This is a genomic window from Pedobacter gandavensis (assembly GCF_032678745.1).
GTDB lineage: Bacteria > Bacteroidota > Bacteroidia > Sphingobacteriales > Sphingobacteriaceae > Pedobacter > Pedobacter gandavensis_C.
Window position 1 is genome coordinate 13,732 of sequence record NZ_JAVTST010000008.1, and the last position, 18,945, is coordinate 32,676.

The 18,945-nt window shown below is 40.1% G+C and carries 12 protein-coding genes; 2 read left to right on the forward strand and 10 right to left on the reverse strand.

The genetic code is table 11. The features are described from left to right. Position 1: 1 nt before the first annotated feature. Together nusB and R2S10_RS20450 are read right to left on the reverse strand one after the other, a co-directional pair. Positions 2 to 952: a transcription antitermination factor NusB gene (gene nusB, locus R2S10_RS20445; RefSeq protein ID WP_316842274.1), complete on the reverse strand. Its 951-nt coding sequence runs from the start codon at positions 950 to 952 to the stop codon at positions 2 to 4. A 55-nt stretch (positions 953 to 1,007) separates the two neighbouring features. Next, entirely contained in the window at positions 1,008 to 2,096 is a 1,089-nt protein-coding gene (locus R2S10_RS20450) for a Glu/Leu/Phe/Val dehydrogenase (protein ID WP_316842275.1), read from the reverse strand. A 113-nt stretch (positions 2,097 to 2,209) separates the two neighbouring features. Here R2S10_RS20450 and R2S10_RS20455 point away from each other — a divergent pair, with 113 nt between their 5' ends. Together R2S10_RS20455 and R2S10_RS20460 are read left to right on the forward strand one after the other, a co-directional pair. Further along, positions 2,210 to 4,009: an ABC transporter ATP-binding protein gene (locus R2S10_RS20455; RefSeq protein ID WP_316842276.1), complete on the forward strand. Its 1,800-nt coding sequence runs from the start codon at positions 2,210 to 2,212 to the stop codon at positions 4,007 to 4,009. Between the two features lie 138 nt (positions 4,010 to 4,147). Then, positions 4,148 to 4,471 (forward strand): DUF3276 family protein, encoded by a 324-nt coding sequence (locus tag R2S10_RS20460; RefSeq protein ID WP_316823457.1) that lies wholly within the window; start codon positions 4,148 to 4,150, stop codon positions 4,469 to 4,471. 406 nt (positions 4,472 to 4,877) lie between these two features. Here the strand turns inward: R2S10_RS20460 and R2S10_RS20465 are convergent, their stop codons facing one another. From R2S10_RS20465 to R2S10_RS20500, 8 genes are all read right to left on the reverse strand, one after another. Beyond that, on the reverse strand, positions 4,878 to 6,005 hold the full coding sequence (locus R2S10_RS20465; protein WP_316842277.1) for a TlpA disulfide reductase family protein: 1,128 nt from the start codon (positions 6,003 to 6,005) through the stop codon (positions 4,878 to 4,880). Between the two features lie 71 nt (positions 6,006 to 6,076). Continuing rightward, entirely contained in the window at positions 6,077 to 7,297 is a 1,221-nt protein-coding gene (locus tag R2S10_RS20470) for a thioredoxin family protein (RefSeq protein WP_316842278.1), read from the reverse strand. A gap of 135 nt (positions 7,298 to 7,432) precedes the next feature. Further along, positions 7,433 to 8,881 (reverse strand): RagB/SusD family nutrient uptake outer membrane protein, encoded by a 1,449-nt coding sequence (locus tag R2S10_RS20475; RefSeq protein WP_316842279.1) that lies wholly within the window; start codon positions 8,879 to 8,881, stop codon positions 7,433 to 7,435. Positions 8,882 to 8,899: 18 nt separating this feature from the next. Next, entirely contained in the window at positions 8,900 to 12,583 is a 3,684-nt protein-coding gene (locus R2S10_RS20480; protein ID WP_316842280.1) for a SusC/RagA family TonB-linked outer membrane protein, read from the reverse strand. 245 nt (positions 12,584 to 12,828) lie between these two features. Beyond that, positions 12,829 to 14,034 (reverse strand): FecR family protein, encoded by a 1,206-nt coding sequence (locus tag R2S10_RS20485; RefSeq protein ID WP_316842281.1) that lies wholly within the window; start codon positions 14,032 to 14,034, stop codon positions 12,829 to 12,831. 118 nt (positions 14,035 to 14,152) lie between these two features. Further along, the gene (locus R2S10_RS20490; RefSeq protein WP_316842282.1) at positions 14,153 to 14,728 is read right to left on the reverse strand and encodes an RNA polymerase sigma-70 factor; all 576 of its coding nucleotides are present in this window, start codon (positions 14,726 to 14,728) and stop codon (positions 14,153 to 14,155) included. Between the two features lie 373 nt (positions 14,729 to 15,101). Continuing rightward, complete coding sequence (locus R2S10_RS20495; protein ID WP_316842283.1) at positions 15,102 to 17,999, reverse strand: outer membrane beta-barrel protein; 2,898 nt, start codon at positions 17,997 to 17,999, stop codon at positions 15,102 to 15,104. A gap of 39 nt (positions 18,000 to 18,038) precedes the next feature. Then, complete coding sequence (locus R2S10_RS20500) at positions 18,039 to 18,908, reverse strand: hypothetical protein (protein ID WP_316842284.1); 870 nt, start codon at positions 18,906 to 18,908, stop codon at positions 18,039 to 18,041. Positions 18,909 to 18,945: the final 37 nt, after the last annotated feature.

Consider the following 18,945-nt stretch of genomic DNA (forward strand, 5'->3'; position numbering starts at 1 on the left):
TTTATTCTTCGATTAATCCGCGACCTAATTTATGGATGCTATCCGTTCTTTTCAGGTCACCTAAAATTTTGTCCAAGATACCGTTAATAAACGAATTACTTTTCGGAGTACTGTAATCTTTTGATAGATCAAGATACTCGTTAATCGTTACTTTAACAGGAATTGATGGGAAGTTTAACAACTCACAGATCGCCATTTTCATCAAAATAGTATCCATTAATGCAATCCTTTCCGACTCCCAGTTTTTAGTACGCTCAGCGATAAGTTCCTGGTATTCTTTGTTGTTTTTCAGGGTGTAAACGAATAGATCTTCTACGAATTTCTTATCCTCTTCCCAATCCTGAGAAATTGGCGTCAGTTTGTTTTTACGTGGATCTTCGGAAGTAAAGTTCTTTAAAGTTTTAGCAACCATTCCTTGCATCACTTCTTTATCTACAGACCAGTTGATAAATTTATCCTCAAAAGCTTGAATGATGTTGTGACTTTTCAAAATAATCTTTCTAAAGATAAATTTGATGATCACTTTTGATTCCTCTAAACTATTGTCCTCATCTGCAAGGTAAGCGATATATTCAGGGGTAACTTTTAAGGCATTGAAGATACCTTTTACAAATTCAGGGTCAGACATCCAGTTGATCTGGTATTTGTTGACGTTGTCTTTAAAGTCTGGGTTTTCTTTTAGAGTTACCGCAAACTTATTATGAAGCAGTTTCATGTTAGGATTGAGATCCTCTGGGGTAGGCAAATGTTTATTTGACCTTTCAATAGCATCAATGCTAGTGTATTCTGTGACCTCAACAAGAAGTGATAGCATCCAGATGTACATCTCGTACACGCTGTCAATACTTTCCATTAAAGCTTTTTTTGAGGAAGCTAAATCTTTCTTGTCTGTCATTTGCGATGCAAAAATATTTTGCAAAGCTTTAATTCTTAAGTGCCTTCTATTTAACATGAATGTGTAAGAACGAGTGGTAAATTACCGGGTTATTTAATTTGTGATTTGTGTACTAAAATGATGATTTTATTTTCTTGATATCAATTATTCTTTGTTCAGCAATGCGATTAGCGGCCCAAATCGTTGGGATATTGTCTTTCTTAGACATTCTAATCACGTCGCGCGTGGCATTGTATATATTTTCTGTCAGCTGAATGGTACGTTTCTTTCCGTAACCCGTCAATTCAGAATAGCAACTGATCAAACCACCGGCATTGATCAGGTAATCCGGCGCAAATAGTATGCCCTTTTCTAATAACAGCTTACCATGTACCTGCTCATCTGCCAACTGATTGTTTGCAGAACCTGCGATAATCGCAAACTTCATTTTAGGAATGGTTCTATCATTCACCGTAGCTCCTAAGGCACATGGCGCATAAATATCGGCATCAATACCAAATATTTTATCCGCAGCAATAGGTTTGGCTTTATAAGTACGTGCAACATGCTGCAAACGTTCTTCGTTGATATCACTGATGTATACTTCTACATTTTCTGCTCTTAACAGCTCTACCAGGTGTTCTCCTACATTACCAATCCCTTGCACTACTACTGAACGCCCTGCCAGCATATCTGTTCCAAACACCTCTTTTACGCAAGCTTTAATGCCCAAAAACACACCTTTTGCGGTATGTGGTGCCGGGTTTCCTGCTCCGCCTAAAGATTCTGGAACGCCGGTAACATGCTCGGTTTCCATACGGATATACTCCATATCTTTAGTGGTGGTACCCAAATCTTCTGCCGTGATGAATTCTCCATTCATGTTTCTGATAAATCTGCCGTAGCTACGCATCATGGCTTCAGATTTCCCTTTTCTGGAATCCCCGATAATTACTGCTTTACCACCGCCAATATTTAAGCCGGTGATGGCTGCTTTATAGGTCATCCCTCTGGATAATCTGAGTACATCTTCCAATGCTTCCGCTTCTGTAACATAGCTCCACATCCTTGTTCCGCCTAAAGCTGGACCTAATGTGGTATCATGAACAGCGATGATGGCTTTTAAACCGGTATCGGGATCATTGCAAAAAACGACCTTTTTATGCCCTGCGGCGCTTAACTGATCTAAAACTGAATTCACAAGAGAACTATTATCAGGCATATAATTTTGTTTATCAGATATGTCGCAAAACTAGCATAAAAAAAACATTATTTACACAGTTTTAACCAAAGACTTTAAAAAAATTACCTTCATTTGGCTAACTTTGCTCATTCATGAAGCACCTCAAATTTTTAAATAAATATTTCTATAAATATAAATGGTGGATAATTCCAGGGGTGTTTTTCGTGGTCATCTCGAATATCTTCGCGGTGATTCCGGCACAAGTCATTGGCCATGCCTTCAATTTAATTACGGAAAACATACAGATATATGGCTTGTTCGAAGGTTTTGAACGCCGCAACATCATTTATGATATCTTTAGTCAGAGTCTCTTCTATTTTGGAATGCTGGTGCTGGTGCTATACCTGTTAAGGGGAGTATTCCTGTTTTTTATGCGTCAAACCATTATTCTGATGTCCAGACATATTGAGTACGACATGAAGAATGAGATTTACGCACATTACCAGGAGCTGAGTCTAGGTTTTTATCGCCGCAACAATACCGGAGATTTAATGAATCGTGCCACTGAAGATGTGAACCGGGTTAGGATGTATGTTGGTCCAGCAATTATGTACACCATCAATACCGCGGTATTATTCGTACTGATCATTTATGCGATGTTCCAGGTCAATAGTACCCTTGCCATTTTCTCCTTATTGCCCCTACCCGTACTGGTGGTGATCATTTATTTTGTCAATACCATTATCAATAAAAGAAGTGAGCAGATCCAGGAGCAACTTTCCCGCTTGAGCAGTTTTGTTCAGGAAAGGTTTTCTGGTATACGCGTGATCAAGTCTTATGTGCGCGAAGACCATACGAAAGCAGTTTTTGCCGCAGAAAGTCAAGGTTATAAAAACAATGCCATGGGATTGGTAAAAGTGCAGGCTTTATTCTACCCCACGATGCTTCTACTTGTTGGCTTGAGTACCATCTTAACCGTATATATTGGAGGGAAGCAGGTAATCGAAGGAGCCATTACTCCAGGAAATATTGCAGAGTTTATTGTATACGTCAACCAGCTTACTTTCCCGGTATCGATGCTGGGTTGGGTAACCACCCTAATTCAACGTGCTTCAGCTTCTCAAAAAAGGATCAATGAATTCCTTCATTTGAAACCGGAAATTGTATCCGGGAAGGCGGAAGTGCAAGCTGTGAATGGAAATATCAGGTTTGAAAATGTAAGCTTCACCTATCCGGATACCGGCATACAAGCTTTAAAAAATATCAGCTTTGAAATTGAGCAAGGTCAGTTTGTAGCCATCATCGGCCGTACAGGTTCTGGAAAATCTACACTTGCCAATCTGATGATGCGCATGTATGATGTGGATGAGGGCAAAGTGACGATGGACGGGGCGCCAATCAATACACTCAACCTGCAACATTATAGAAGTCAGTTTGGCTTCGTACCACAGGAGGTCTTTTTGTTTTCGGATACGATCAAAAATAACATTGCCTTTGGTCTGGATGAAGTTAATGAGGATGAGGTAATACAGGCAGCCAAAAATGCGGCGGTATACCAGAACATCATCCATTTCGAGCATAAATTTGAGACAATGCTTGGAGAAAGAGGCATTACCCTTTCCGGCGGACAAAAACAGCGGGTATCTATTGCACGTGCTTTGATTAAGGAACCTAAAGTCTTGATTTTCGACGATTGTTTGTCCGCAGTGGACACACGTACGGAAGAAGAAATTCTGAACAACCTCGGACGTTTAATGAAAGGCAAGACCAGTATTCTGATCGCACACCGCATATCCACCATAAAAAATGCCAATAAAATCCTGGTCTTAGATGATGGGAAGATCATTGAACAGGGTACGCATACAGAATTACTTCAAATTAAAGGTGCTTATGCAGAAATGTATCAAAATCAATTATTGGAAGAGGAAAGCAACAGCAGTTCTGCGATATAAGAGGGATTAAAAACAGATAATCCTTGTTTTTTCATCTGATTTAGGTAAATGAAAGTTCTTTTGTGTAATTTTCTATTTTGAAGTTTAATAATTATTGCTTTATATTTACCCGAACCAAAACCAAGATTAATACCAACCATGGGAGAATTTGACAACAAAGAGAGAGAAGAGGTTTTTTCGAAGAAAGTAAGGGCCGGTAAAAGAACGTACTTTTTCGACGTAAAAGCGACAAGATCAGGGGACTATTACCTTACTTTAACTGAGAGTAAAAAAAGACTAGAAGACGGTGTGTTTGTAAAGCATAAAATCTTCCTATATAAAGAGGATTTTGAGAAGTTTGCAGAAGGATTGAATGAAACTGTTGATTACATTAAAAACCACCAGGATGTGGTTGAAAAACGTTACGAATACTCTGAGAACCACGAAGGCGTAGCGAAAAGTAACGACGATTTTCCTTACTAATATCATACAAAAGAAATTTAAAGCCCCTTATCAACCAGGGGCTTTTTTTATACCTAATCGTTTAGGATAAATTCAATAGCCTCCCCATCAACAAATTCAAAACACTGATCACTTATTGAATAGCAGGTGAATTCGGACTGAGTTCGAATTTCATCTGGAAATACTTAGGTCTAAACAGGGCCTCTCCAGGTAGTTCAAAGGTCTCTTTGACCTATCAAGGACCTATCAACCACCTATCAATGATCTATAGAAGATTAAAAAAACATGGACTCATCTCAGTCTCTTCTCAAACTCAGTAAAGACTCAGCAAGAAAAAATTGGCAGGAATTTCCGGAAAAAAAAACAGGCTTGTTGAACTGAAACGAAACAGTTCAACAAGCCCATTCAGCGTTATATCAATATACGCTTATTTCAGGAGTTCTGCAAGCTTATCATGGAGCGCTTTACCTCTTAGGTCCTTTGCAACGATAATTCCATTGGCGTCCACTAACACAGAGTGAGGAATCCCCCTTACGGCATAAAGTTTCACCATTGGACTTTGCCAGTACTGAAGATCAGAAATCTGGTACCAGGTTAATTTATCATCAGCAATTGCTTTCTTCCACGCGGCAGCGGCAGTTGGCTTATCTAAAGAAACGCCCAATACATTTAATCCTTTATCATGGAACTTCTCGTAAGCAGCTACAAGGTTTGGATTTTCTTGTCTGCATGGTGCACACCAGGAAGCCCAGAAATCAATCAATGTATATTTCCCTTTGGCTACCACTTCATTTAAAGACAATGTAGTTCCTTCCGGAGTTTGCGCACTGAAGTTCGGTGCTTTAACACCGATAGCAACACTAGCTAAGGCATCTAAACGAGCTTTTAACTGTATGCCATAAGTGCTCTTTTTTACAACTACTGATAATGCATTGTAAATTGGTAAAGTAGCGGTTGGTTCAACATCACCCTTTAAGATCAGATATGGGGTATAATAAGAGTCAGGATTGTTCCTGATGAAATTAGCCGTTACCTTAGTCTGTTCTCCTTCAATTTCATCGAACTGCTGACTGATTGCAGCCATTTTTTCAGAATTACTGGCATTCTTAGCTTCGCCATATTCTTTATTCAAGGCCCTCATGGTATTCGTCAAGGGAGCCATCGCATCCGAAAATTTCAGGTATTCCGTATGTGCAGCAGAGCCAGTGATAACCGATTGAGAAAGATCATCCGCATTCGCTTTTATGGACATATTGGAATTGTCTAAAAATGCATTGTACCTGATGCGTTTGTTTTCCACTCTGATACTGAAAAACTCAGCACCATTGTTGACTACTCCTTTCAATACAAATTTCCCTCCTTTTATGGTTTGAGAAAGTGTATCTGAGGTATTCTGATCTATGTTACGGATTAATAAAATCTTATCTCCGTCTTTTACTCCGGTAAGTTCACCCTTTAAGCTGAAACTTTTTGCTTGTTGAGCATTCGCTCCTGCTACATTCAACAAAATCGCTAAACCTAGTGAGAAAGTTGAAGTCTTTAATATTTTGTTCATTTTGTGTGTTTATGTATGATTCCCTGTTATGCGCTGAATCGACTATCTAATTGGTCTGAGGAGTATCCAGCTTACAACAGCTCAATTTTATCCAGCAGATCCTGTGCTAATTTTTGAATTTTAGAGGTTTCTGCATCTGCAAGCAATCTTGATTTTTTTGCCGCTACCAATGCTTCATCCTTCTTTTTAAGGCTTAAACATACTTTAGCAAAGGTGCTTTGGATAGAATATTCCTCAGGTTCCAGTAATGCTGCCTGTTTAGCCATTTTATAAGCCTGCTTTAAAATTTTAGGATTTGAACCTGCTTTAGCATTTGGAGCACCTCTCTCACTTAGGCCTATTTTACCATCAGCTCTTCTGGCCAGAAAACTCAATTTTTCTGCATCAGCTTTCAGATCTCCTTTTAATGCTGCGTCTGTTATTTTGATATACTCTTTAGTCAGGTTACGCTCCAGATAGAAATCTGATTCCAACATGATTCCTTGTTTTCTACGCTCAATTTTATCTGAGTTTTTATAATAAGAAAGACGGTCCATGAAAGCTTTTTCGTTCTTACTGTACAGGTATCCATACATGGTGCTGGTGATCAAACGATCTTGTAGCTGAGCTCTTTCTTCTTCAGTAGAAAATTTAGAATAGTTTTGCTGATTGGCCATAAAGTGCGCGCCTAAACGGTCAGCCTCTGTTCTGGCTAAAGCTTTAATTGCTTTCCATCCCAATTCAGAATTCAATTCTGTTAAAGTGATGCGTTCCACAATGTCTTTTCCGATAGGCTCACCGGCATTACGGTTAGTTTTCTGTAATGCCAGGAAGTAATCCAGTACAAAAGGAATATCCCTTTGTCCGGATTCATACTTCTGGCTCAAGAAAGAAAGGTTTCTTTTTGGATCCGTAGCCATCTTTCCTTCTTCCAGGAATTCGGCAACAGACATTTTTGAAGCAGTTCTATGGATCACCTCTCCTTTGTCGTTTACAAAAAGGAAGGTTGGGAAGGACTGCACATTATATTTTTTACGAAGCTCAACTCCTTCTCCTTTTTCCATGTCAATTTTAGCATTGATGAAATGGGTATTGAAGAAATCAGCAACTGCCGGATCAGTAAATACATTTTTGTCCATCCATTTGCAGGGTGCACACCAGGAAGTATAACAATCGATAAAGATCAGCTTGCCTTCTTCAGCAGATTTGGCAGTAGTGGCAGCCCATGTGGTCGTCTGGTTAAATTTGATGCCTTCCTGTGCTTTGATGCCAGTAGCGATCAGCAGGAACAGGAATAGGTTAAGGTATTTCATATTGAAAAGGAATTGGGGTGATTTAATATTATAAACTATAGGGTACCTAAAAACTGGCCCTGGAAAATTAAACCGGTTTTGCAGGCGCTTTGCAAACAAAATGAGCAAAGCCTCTACAAAACCAGGTCATTTATCTTAGCGATCCAACACTGGAATGGAAGGATTTAGCGCCAATACTTTTGGAGGGATAGGCAATACATATCGCAGATCATTTGCCGGTAAGGTAAAGGTCTGTGTTCCGAAAGTATGGGTTACTGTTTTGGCGAAACGAGGGTCTTTATTCAAACGCTTCAAATCAATCAAACGCGTAATTCCCTGAAAAGGCATTTCTCTTCTTCTTTCTTCCAGCACAAGAACTAAGGCATCATCGTTCGTAGCTGCTATCAATGGTTTATTGCCAACAATACGTTTGTTTCTCAGGGTGTATAAATGTTGCAAAGCGATATCTTTATCACCGATCCTGGCTTCTGCTTCGGCAGCAATTAACATCAGTTCTCCGGTACTGAAAGCCATGTTGAATTCAACATAAGGCGCCCAGATCGATCTTCCCGGAAACCTGGTCAGGTTACTACCAAATTGTGCAGAGTCTGTGCAAAAGAAAAGATTCAAACGTTTATCAATTCCACCGCCAGGCAAATCTTTAGCATAAATATCCAGCAAATCTTTACTTGCATATAACTCACCCATTACATGGCCATCACTTTGGGCTGTTCTACGAGCCCATACAGTCTCTACGCTATTTTCTACAGGAGGAAAGAACAGTTCTGGCTTCGCAATAGTAATGACTCTACCAAACGTAACTCCCAATTTAGTGGTATAATCCTGGTAGCTGATTAAATTCTTATTCACCTTCAAAGCTTCATTGGCATTTTGCAATGCCTCGGTGTACTTGCCCATTACCAGGTAAGTCTTACTTAAAAGTGCATAACAAGCAGCTTTGGTAGGACGGAATTTATGATCTGCAACGGTACCAAGGTTGGGTTGTGCCTCCAACAGATCCTTCAAAATCTGAGCATACACTTCTGCAACTGTATTTCTTATGTATTTAAGGGTCACATCTTCCGACAACACCAATGGAACCCCCAGGTCTGTAGCTGCCGTTGCCGCATCATATTGAACGGAATAGCCATTTACCAAATTAAAGTATTCAAAAGCCCTTCCAACAAGCGCCTCTGCTTTTAACTGTTTTTTTTGAGCAGGTACACCATCTGGAACATTTTCTATGTTGTTAATCACCACATTATAGGTAAAAATCCTGGAATAAGCGGACTCATAAAAGGTATCCATACTGCCCGATTCTAAAGTCGCGCCGTGTTCAAAACTATACAAGTTGCGTTTTAATAATGAGCGTAAGGTAAAATCGGTATTACTATTTACATCTTTTAATGTTCCTGTTTGTGCATCATCCGTCAGGAAATTTGGATAAGCAGAAGCGCTATAATTTAAGTCCCTATTATTTAGTAACTTTTTATAGTCCTCAAAAACCTCAGGAATGGTGTATCCTTTAGGCTTAATATCCAGATAATCTTTACATCCGGTAAAGACTGCTGCAGCAAGTAATAAAGCAATAAATATCTTTTTCATTTGTATATAGGTTATGGATTAAAAATTAACTGACAATCCGAATGTATAGGTTGCCGGAATAAAAGCTCCTCTTGATGGAGGTGGCTTAATCGCAGGTTTTGCGACTTCACTAGTACTATTTACGGGAATGGTACTCATACCACCCCAAACCTCAGGATCCAAGTTTTGCTTATTTGCCGACCATCTCCAGGCGTTTTGTACCTGGAAACTCAAACGTAATTTTTGGATAAAATTCTTTTTCAAAAATGCATTAGCCAGGGAATAGCTGATCGTGACATCTCTTAATTTGATGTAGTCTGCCTTTTGAACATTCTGATCTGCTGCCGTCCAGAGTTGTGTAACAGCAGCCGTAGCATTTGAGTAAAAACCAGGAGCTATTCCAGGGATATTTTCATCGCCAGGTTTTTTCCAATAATTTAATGCTAATCTATCCATATTAGAGGTATAGTTCAGTTCCGGCAATTTGGTCAGATATGGGCTGATCACATCACGCATTTTATTTCCACCATAGTAAATGAACATGAAAAACAAGTCAAAATTCTTATAGCTTAAAGTGTTCATTAATGAAGCCGAGAAAGGTGGTGTAACTGTCCCTTGATAAATCAGATCATCTACGGTCAGGTCGTTTGTTTTACTCACTTCTCTACCATCTTTAGTCAGGGCAATTGGTCTTCCTGAAGCATCCAGTCCTTTGTAACGGATGCTATAGATCGCGCCCATTGGTTTACCCACCCTCATATTCGTATTTGGCTCTTCTACATAATCATAAATCGCATTGCCGGAATTTTCAATGTTGGTAACCACATTTTGATTGTAATTGAAGTTCATGGTTGTACTCCAGTTGAAATCAGGTGTAGACATGTTCTTGCTGGTTAAGGAAACATCTATCCCACGGTTGCGCATACTACCATAATTCATAAACATCTTATCCCATCCAAGCGTTGGATCCAGGTTCCTCTCGCCTAATAAATCACTCGTATTCTTATTATAAAGATCTATACTTCCAGAAAACTTAGCTTTTAATAAGCTAAAGTCCAGGCCTAGATTGGTCACTTTGGTTTTTTCCCAGCGTAATCCGGAATTCGGCGGACTATCAACATAAGCGTGTGCTTCATTGCTCATCGGATTTGGACTCGCATAATCTTTCATGATCAGGTATGGGCCTCCTTTTTTTGAGATATTCCCATTGATACCATAAGTAGCACGTATGGCCAGACGATCTAACCAATCATTGTCATTTTCTGAAAGGACATACAATAATCCGGTAGACCATAATGGCTTATATTGATACTTAGGATCAGTACCAAATAAATTTGATTGGTCCATGCGGATACTGGCAGTGGCCGTAAGTTTACGATCAAAAGTATAAGAACCGTTACCGTAAAAAGAAACAAATCGGTCTTCTTTATTGAAGATTCCCTCATATTTGTTTCTTGCATAATAGAAGCTATTGCCTAATGATTCTGTACCCACCTGAGGCTTACCTATGGAAACTTCATCCAGTACACCATAAGAAAGACTGTTGTCGTTGTATCCATAACGGTATGCTCTTGTGCTGGTGGCAAGCGTACTACGTTGTTCAGCACCTGCAATAAAATCAATGCGATGTTTCTCTCCAAACTCTTTATTATAATTTAGTTGCGCACGTAAAGTATGTGAATTGATATCTCCTCTGGTTTCATCCACCTGTCCACCCATAGGGATCAGAAATTCTCTGCTACCATTCGAATTTATTCTCGTAGCATCATTAATCATTGTCTTCACCTCATAAGCATTTTTGTTCAGGTATTGCTTGGTATAGTTGTCTGTTCTTTCCTTCTGATAAAGCAAATTCAAAGACAGTCCCTTTGCCAATTGAATATTTGCATTAAAATTCAGATTCAGGTAATTGCTGTTGTTATTATAATGCTTACTGCCCATCTCATTCACAGGCGCAAAGTTTTCATCCTGTAAACCCAGGGCATTTAAACGGTCAATTTCAAATTGAGACTTGGTGTTGTACCAGTTTACCGGATTTCCGTTGTTGTCTCTTAACATGTAGTAAGAGGCTTTACCATTGTTCAGGATGTTAAAACCGATGGTACCATTGTCGTAATCTTCCTTCAGGGAACTGCTCAATACCCCTACGTTTACTTTCAGCCATTTTGTGAAATTGAAAGTATTGTTCAGGTTAAAACCTACACGGCTGTTGCTTTGTTCGCGCTCGTAAGGATTGTTGTTCATGTAATTTCCACTCAGGTTATAAGTATAGAAATCTGAACCTCCGGAAAGCGACAAATTATGTTGTTGTACCATGGCAGTTTTACGCATAAACTCGTCTACCACCTGGTCATATCTATCGTTATTTCTGTAGAAATCTAAAGCAGTCTGTAATTGTGCTTCATCTGTCGCATCCCATTTACCAGTCACCTTTTCTTTTTGTCTGGCATCGTACAACAATCTGTAAACATCATTCATCGACTTACGCGGATCGATTGATTCATAAGAATTCGATCTGTAGCCGAACATTTCTCTCTGGAAATCAACCAGCTCAGCGCTGCTCATTTTATTTGCATAATCCGGATTAGGAAGCGGAGTAAATTTGGCGGTTGCATTGTATGCGATTTTTGCCGGTCCTTTTTTTCCTTTTCTCAGTGTAATGACAATTACGCCATTCGCAGAACGCGCGCCATAGATAGAAGCTGCAGTCGCATCCTTCAATATGTTCACTGATTCTACATCGGATGGATTGATTGCCTGAATATCACCTTCAAAAGGAGCTCCATCTACTACGATAAGTGGCTTCACCTCTGCATTCAGAGAAGAAACACCACGGATCTGAAATTGCGTCTTTCCCTCTTTACTATAACTTGTAAAACCAGCAGCCATCCCTTCAATTCTATCCAGGATGTTGGTTTGCATCTTCCCTTTCAGGTCTTTATCTGCATTGATAGAGACAATGGATCCTGCCGCACGTTCTTTAGGGATGTCCTGGTAGCCAGTAGAGACAATCGATATCTCCGATAGCTGCCCAGGATTAACTTCTAATTTAATCGTTATAGGGTTGCCCTGACTTACCGGCACTTCTTTTACTTTATAGCCAATAAAAGAGACTACCAGAATTGCTTTTTCGTCTACTGCAGGGATCTGGAATGCACCATTGCCATCAGTAACTACAGTTTTCTTGGTATCTTTCACCTGAACAGTAGCTCCTGGTAAAGGCAGTCCTGATTCATCCAGCACCTTACCTTTTACTTCCACAAACTTGAAAGTGCTTTTGATCTGATCCAATACCGTGAAATCCTTTTTCTTAATCACCACGGTATTTTCAATGATCTTGAAGCTCAGGTCCTGATCTTGAAAACAAGCATCCAGTGCCTGTTCCAATTTCACATTCTCCAGGTTTACGCTTACTTTCTTTGCCGATTTAACAAGATCGCTGTTGTAAAGGAAGGTGTAATTCGTTTGTTTTTTAATAGACAAGAGTACTTGCTGCAAACTGGCATTTTTTTCTCGCAGTGTAACTCTCTGAGCAAAGGTACTCGCAGCAGCTTGTACCAATGTCATAGTGATCATTATGGTGATCAAATTAATCCGCATCATAATTTGTCTTCTGGTTAAGGTATTTATGCTGAGAAGCCTTGCATAAATAGCCTGAAATGGTTTAAAATATGGGGCAAGGCAAGCCTTGTCCATACCTTTTGAAGTATTAAATAAATACATACATTTGTAAGGTTAGGTTAAAAATAGTTGGGTCTATTGTTCCGTTTTTTTCGTCCTGATTACCATCAGGACAACAGAGAAAAATGATTAACCGGACATTGATCCCGAGTACCAATCAGGATCTTCTACCGGGGAAGTGCTTCAACACTTTCCCGGTTATTTGTGGGTTAATATCTTCTGTTCCTATTCTTGGGCTAGTAAATGTTTCTTCATCTTTTTTTAGTTTATGGTTTATGATTCGTTGATTAAAGCGATACGAGGATTTTACTCCTGGCATTGGTTTGCTTTTCTATTTTAAATTTAACATTCAGGTACCTCAGCATCTCGAGAAATGCAGATGCATCGACTTGTCGGCTCACTTCTCCCGTAATTAATAGCGGAGGAATATTGCCTTCATAGACGACATCGACATTGTACCAGCGCGAAGCCTGACGCATGATTGTTTTTAAATCGGTATTGTTGAAACGGAAAAAGCCGTTTTTCCAGCTGATCACCTCTTCTGCGTCTACTTTTGCCAATAACAATTGATGATTTGTGCCAGTAGCCTGCTCTCCTGGTTTAAGGACAACTGCATTTTTCTGGTTGGTTACTTTTACGCTTCCCTCCATCAGTGTCGTTTTCAAGCTCGGCTCATCTTTGTAAGCATTGATATTAAAATGAGTACCTAATACTTCTACCTGTTGCTGATCTGTCTGCACCACAAAAGGTACTCTCTCGCCTTTATTCAATTGTTTGGCTACTTCAAAATAAGCTTCCCCTTTCAGTTCCACCTTGCGTTGGCTCAGCTGATTAAAAGTTAAGGGAAACCTCAAAGACGAAGCTGCGTTCAGCCATACTTTGGTGCCATCTGGCAGCACTACCTGATATTGTCCACCATTAGGGGTACTAATCGTATTGTAGGTATTGGGCTTGTTTACATTAGCAAGGTGGTAAACCAGTTGCCCTTCTTTAGTTTTGGAGATGCTGATTCCTGACTCGGTTGCCAGCGTTCCTTTTTTGGCGTCCGACAAAGAGATCTGTCTTCCATCATCAAGCGTAAGGACAGCATTGTTTCCTCCTGCAGGTATTTGCTCCTGACCAGCGGCATTTGCCAACAGATTTGGATCCTTATCAGATTTAGAATTATAGAATAACAATCCTGCGGTTAATGCAATTGCGATACCGGCGGCAACGCCAATAACAGGCCATAAAATACGTGGAGCTCTTTTCTCCTCTACCTGTTGTATTTGCTCTTCTACCAGCTGTACTTTCTCCTCTTCCGGTTCCAGTCTAGCCCAGATCTCATCAAGATCATCCTGACGTTCCTGTTCACTTAAATCAAAACCAGCGATTTCAGCATCCCTATCTGCGGTACTGTTCAAGTGCCATTGCGCCAATAGCGCCTGCTCTTCTTCCGTACATTCGCCGGAAAGATGTTTGATCAATAACTGTTTTGCGTCTAGTTTAGTCATAGTATGAAGGAATATGTTTATCCCTATCAAAAGAACAGACAGAGAGCTTGTCCATAGGGGGTAAATAAAAATGAAGAAATATTGAATTATTTTTTAATGACAGGGAACCTCCCTAAAATCAATGAGAGATCAGGAACAAAAATGCCATAATTCCCAATTTAACCCTTAGGATCTTTAGTGCATGCTGTACATGTTTTCTAACTGTCTGTTCGGAAAGGCTAAGCTGCTCCGCAATTTCCTTATGACTCAATTGTTCTTTTCTGCTGAGTTCGAAAACCGCTCTCATTTTAGCCGGTAAAGCAGCAATTTCTTTTTCTATCAATAAGGTCAACTGCTTTTCACGAACCAGGTGATCTGTAGCACGCTGTTCCTCATCGATGAAAGCTTGCAGAGAATTTAAATATTTGGAAGCGGTTTTTTGTTGGGAAATGACATTGAAGATGCGGTTACGAACCGCAGTATAAAGATAGGCAGACAAGTTATCCGGAAAAGAAAGGCTTTCTCTTTTCGTCCATAAAGCAACAAAAAGCTCATGAATGATATCCTTGGCTTCCTCCCGATCCTGTATCCATTTGTACGCATGGCTATGCAATAACCATTTATACCTGTTGTAAATTTCTGTGAATGCTCCCCTATCCCCAGACCTCAACAACCCGGCAAGTTCGTTGTCCGGTATTGTTTCATAATTCAGCATTTCATTGTATCCCCCGGGCGAATATAAGAATTATCACTTAAATACTTCCCCCTTAGTCCTAATCAGCGCTTCAAGCTGCTAAAAAGAAAAGGCCCTGTTACAAACCGGATTTAACTCCAACCTGCTACAGGGCCCTTTATTATGCGTATTACTAGATCTACTACCAGCTGCTAATCTATCTACCTAACTGTTAACCTATTCAGCCAGCTGCTAACCTAAATACCCAGTTGTTAAATTATACGTCCAGTCTTTATACTATTCTCCCGGTCGTTAACTTGAACTCCCAGCAAAATCATTGATCTGTGTAAAGGCCTAGGAAGGTTTGCCCCTTCAGGCAAATTTTCCAGCCTTCAAACAGATCAATGATTTTGTCTTACATGAAACTACCATCCCCTCTTCTCATTATTCCTCTTCCACCTTTTCCTTGCGCACCAGTCCATTTCTGCAATCTCATCGTCAACCTCACCATAAAATACCTGCTCAAAGCATTACTTTTCGTATCAATGATCCCAGTATCTGTCACCTCTCTATTGACAAAATTATTCTGGTTTAGCACATCAAAAGCCTGGATCGTAACCTTCCCTCTACGGTCAAACAATTCCTTCTCTACATACATGTTCACTACAAAAGGGTTTGCAGTTACATTCGTACTAAGTCCTCTTACGAAGTTCTTACTTGCATTGTAACCAAACAAATAAGTTTCCCATAAATATACCCTTCCATCTACGTTTAGTGCCAGCGTATTATACTCGCTGTTGGCAGCTGTCATCGTACTATTTGTAGAACGTGTATTGGTATAAGAAACATTAGGATTGATCTCGAACCATTCTGTAGGGTTTATCCTCGGACCAAAGCGTTCCATCATTACCAACACATTTGTATTATTTTTCACTCCATTAGTCATAGAGATCCGGTGATCATAACTCACAGAACCACTCAAAGCGAGGTTATATTTCCGGTCATTCAATTGTTTATTGATAGAATAATTCGCGTTTAAACGATATACGCCATTTGTATTTAAAAACCTGGTTTCATTAATCTTATTTTCCACGCCAGAAGGAAGTAAAACGGTAACCCTTTGTATGTCTCTAATTACGGCATTCTCCGTTGTAGAGGCGTTCATATTCAAAGAGTAATTCAGCCTGGAGTTGGCGATATAATTGTTGTAACTGGCATTTATTGAATGGGTAAAAGAAGCCAGAAGATCTGGATTACCAATCACTGGATTTTGCGGATTAGTCACATCTCTAACCGGCTGAATCTGATCAAATGATGGCTCTACTGCACTTCCTGCATAGTTGACCTGAATTTTATGTTGTCTAGACCACATATATTCAAAACGTGCAATTGGAATCAGGTTAAAGCTATTCCTATGGGTACTGGTCCCAAGACTCTGTTTCGTACCCGATAAAACGGCTGGAACTGCTGTTAAGCCGACCGAGAACCTCACTTTAGACATTCTATCCAGGCCATAGCGATAGTTCATTGCAATACGTCCTTGAGTAAAGGAATAATCGTAAATATTGCTTAGGGAATCGATCACTGAAAGGGCTCCATTATCACCTATATTCCTTGTCGTAGCAACATTGTCATAGCCATTATAATTCAGCTGGGCATTAAATTCCAGTTGTGTATTTAAAGTTAAAGGTTCCACATAGGTCATGCTCCCTCTATAATTACTTTGTAAATTCTTACGGGCAATGATTCTGTTCACTAATGAATCTGGACCTGAACGTCGACCTAAAGAATCGTAAAAAAGATACTTGCCATCTTGAACCTGCTCTGTCTCCTGATTATTGCTGTTCAGGTCTACCTGCATAGAAATATTTCTTCTCGGCTTTTTGAAAATGTGCTGATAAAATACTGATGCACCTAACTGAGGTCTGGTATTTTTACTCAAATTCCGAACAAATTCATCTCTATTGATATCTCCTCTTTGCGTCACAGAATCTAAGCGATTGCTTGTGCTGGAGTTGGTACGAATCGTTGGTATGATTCTTAAGAAATTGCTACTATCAAGCTCGGCTTCCAGTTCCAATCTAAGATTATGACCTTGCGTCAGGTTATCCGACATTCTTTTCGACTCCTGATGGGTTAATTTGTTTGCCAAATACATATCCGCTGAGCTTTCCGTAAGGGAATTCACATCATTGGAATTGAAACCATAGTTAAGATTCACAGCAACTTTTTTACTCAGCTTATCCCGGTAGCTTAAAGAGCCATTACCCACCTGAGTTGTTCCGCCGCTTCCGCCAGAGCTGCCTGCATTACCAGTATTGTTATTACCCCCACGGCCGCCACCACCGCTTGTTCCACCGTTATCTCCGCTGGAAGCAACACCATTGATGGTATTGTTAAAACTTCCGTTTAAACCAATAATTTGATTTCCGTTGATTCTCGTACCGAAAACTCCGCTTTCAAACCTTTTGTTACTTCCGGCAGCTACGTTGGCATTCACCATATTCCCCACCGACTTATCCGTACGGGTGGTGATGTTCAATATCTTTTCCGCATCGCCGTCTTTTACGCCGGTTCTTGCCGCCTGATCCCCATAATCATCTACTACCTGTATTTTATCAACGATCTCTGCAGGTAAGTTCTTAATTGCATTGGCCAAATCACCTCCAAGGTATTCTTTACCGTTCAGTTTCGCCTTGGTTACCGCTTGTCCCTGGTGGATTAATGTTCCATCAGTCCCCACTTCCATGCCCTCCATTTTCTTCAACAACTCATCTACTGTTGCGTTTTTCCTGACTATATAATCACTGGCTTTATACTCTACGGTATCGGTTTTATAAGTAATTGATGGAGTCCCATTGATCACGACCTCATTCAGTTGGTTTTTCTCTTCCTTTAGTGTAATTGGATCCATCACAATTCTAGGAATCGCGTCGTTCTGTTTATAACGAACAGGTTTTGTAGCCATATACCCTATACTTTGAACCATCAAGGTGTAGGTTGCAGACTTTACATTTTTGAAGACAAAAATACCGTCCGAATTTGTACTGGTTTTCAAAGTATCTTTAGCTGAAGTCAGCGTCACTGTAGCGCCAATTACCCCCAGATCCGTAGAATCTTTTACAATCCCACTGATCTCTCTTGTAGGCAGTGGCGCTGGAATATTCTGGTCTTTACCCTGGTTTTGAGCAAAGCCATATACCGAACAAAAAAGGAAACCGAATAATAGTAATGTTCTTTTCAACGCTCCAGAATATCGGACGCGATGAGTTTGCTGCAACCGAAGGGCTGTAACCGTGTAGAAATAAGTCATGAGTTTGTATGTGGTTGGTTTGTGTGTGTGTGTTCCTTTTTATTTTTTTACCAAGGTATATTTACCCCAAAAATCAGTCGGACTGATCAATGCCTGAAAGTCGAAGTTACCACCTCCTCCACTGCGAGGACCGAAGTTACCGCCGCCACCGCCGCCGCCTCTTTGACCCATGCCGCCACCGCCGCCATCAAATCCTTGCATTTGTAAACCATTCAGCTTAATGTTATAGGCGAACTCTGTACTGCTGTCTTTGGTCAGTCCCAGTGCAGCTAATGGAATGGAAATTTCATAGAAAAAGGCATTGTCTTTAGCAATACTTGCTACTGCCTTAACTCCGTATTCATTATATATAGATATCAAGGTATCGGTAGTGTTTTTAAAACCACTGATCTTAATTTCTTTCACTTGTGCCAATTGCTTTTTCTGCATTTCGGCCATCATAGAATCCCTTTGCAGTTTGTTCATTTGCGACCCACCGGTAGATGAACTCATCATGGTACCCATCATCACTCTACGGCCTCCACCCTGACCTCCACCTGGTCTCATCGCAGCTCTGTTGACCAACGGATAGGTAAGTGTGATGCTTTCTTTTTCTTTCTTTTTACCATCAGGGTTGATGGAAAGTGTAATTCCCCCAGCCATTATTTTCGTGTTATTGGCAGGGTCTGTAGATTTAATTGCGACATACAGATTGTTGTCGTCGTTGGCAATTGTATAATAAATATTCGTTCTTTTATTCAGGGCCTGAAAACTATCATTCCATTCTGTACTTTTTCCATCAGCTCTTATTCCAGTAGGTGCATATATGCCAGTAGATTGTACATCCGGTAGTTTCTGAGCATAACCAACAGAACTGAAGGCAAGGAGCAATAAGGAAGAAAGGCTGAGTTTAGAGAGTTTCATTTTCATAATGGTTCAAATTAAAGGAAAGTATATTCAGTTGTGT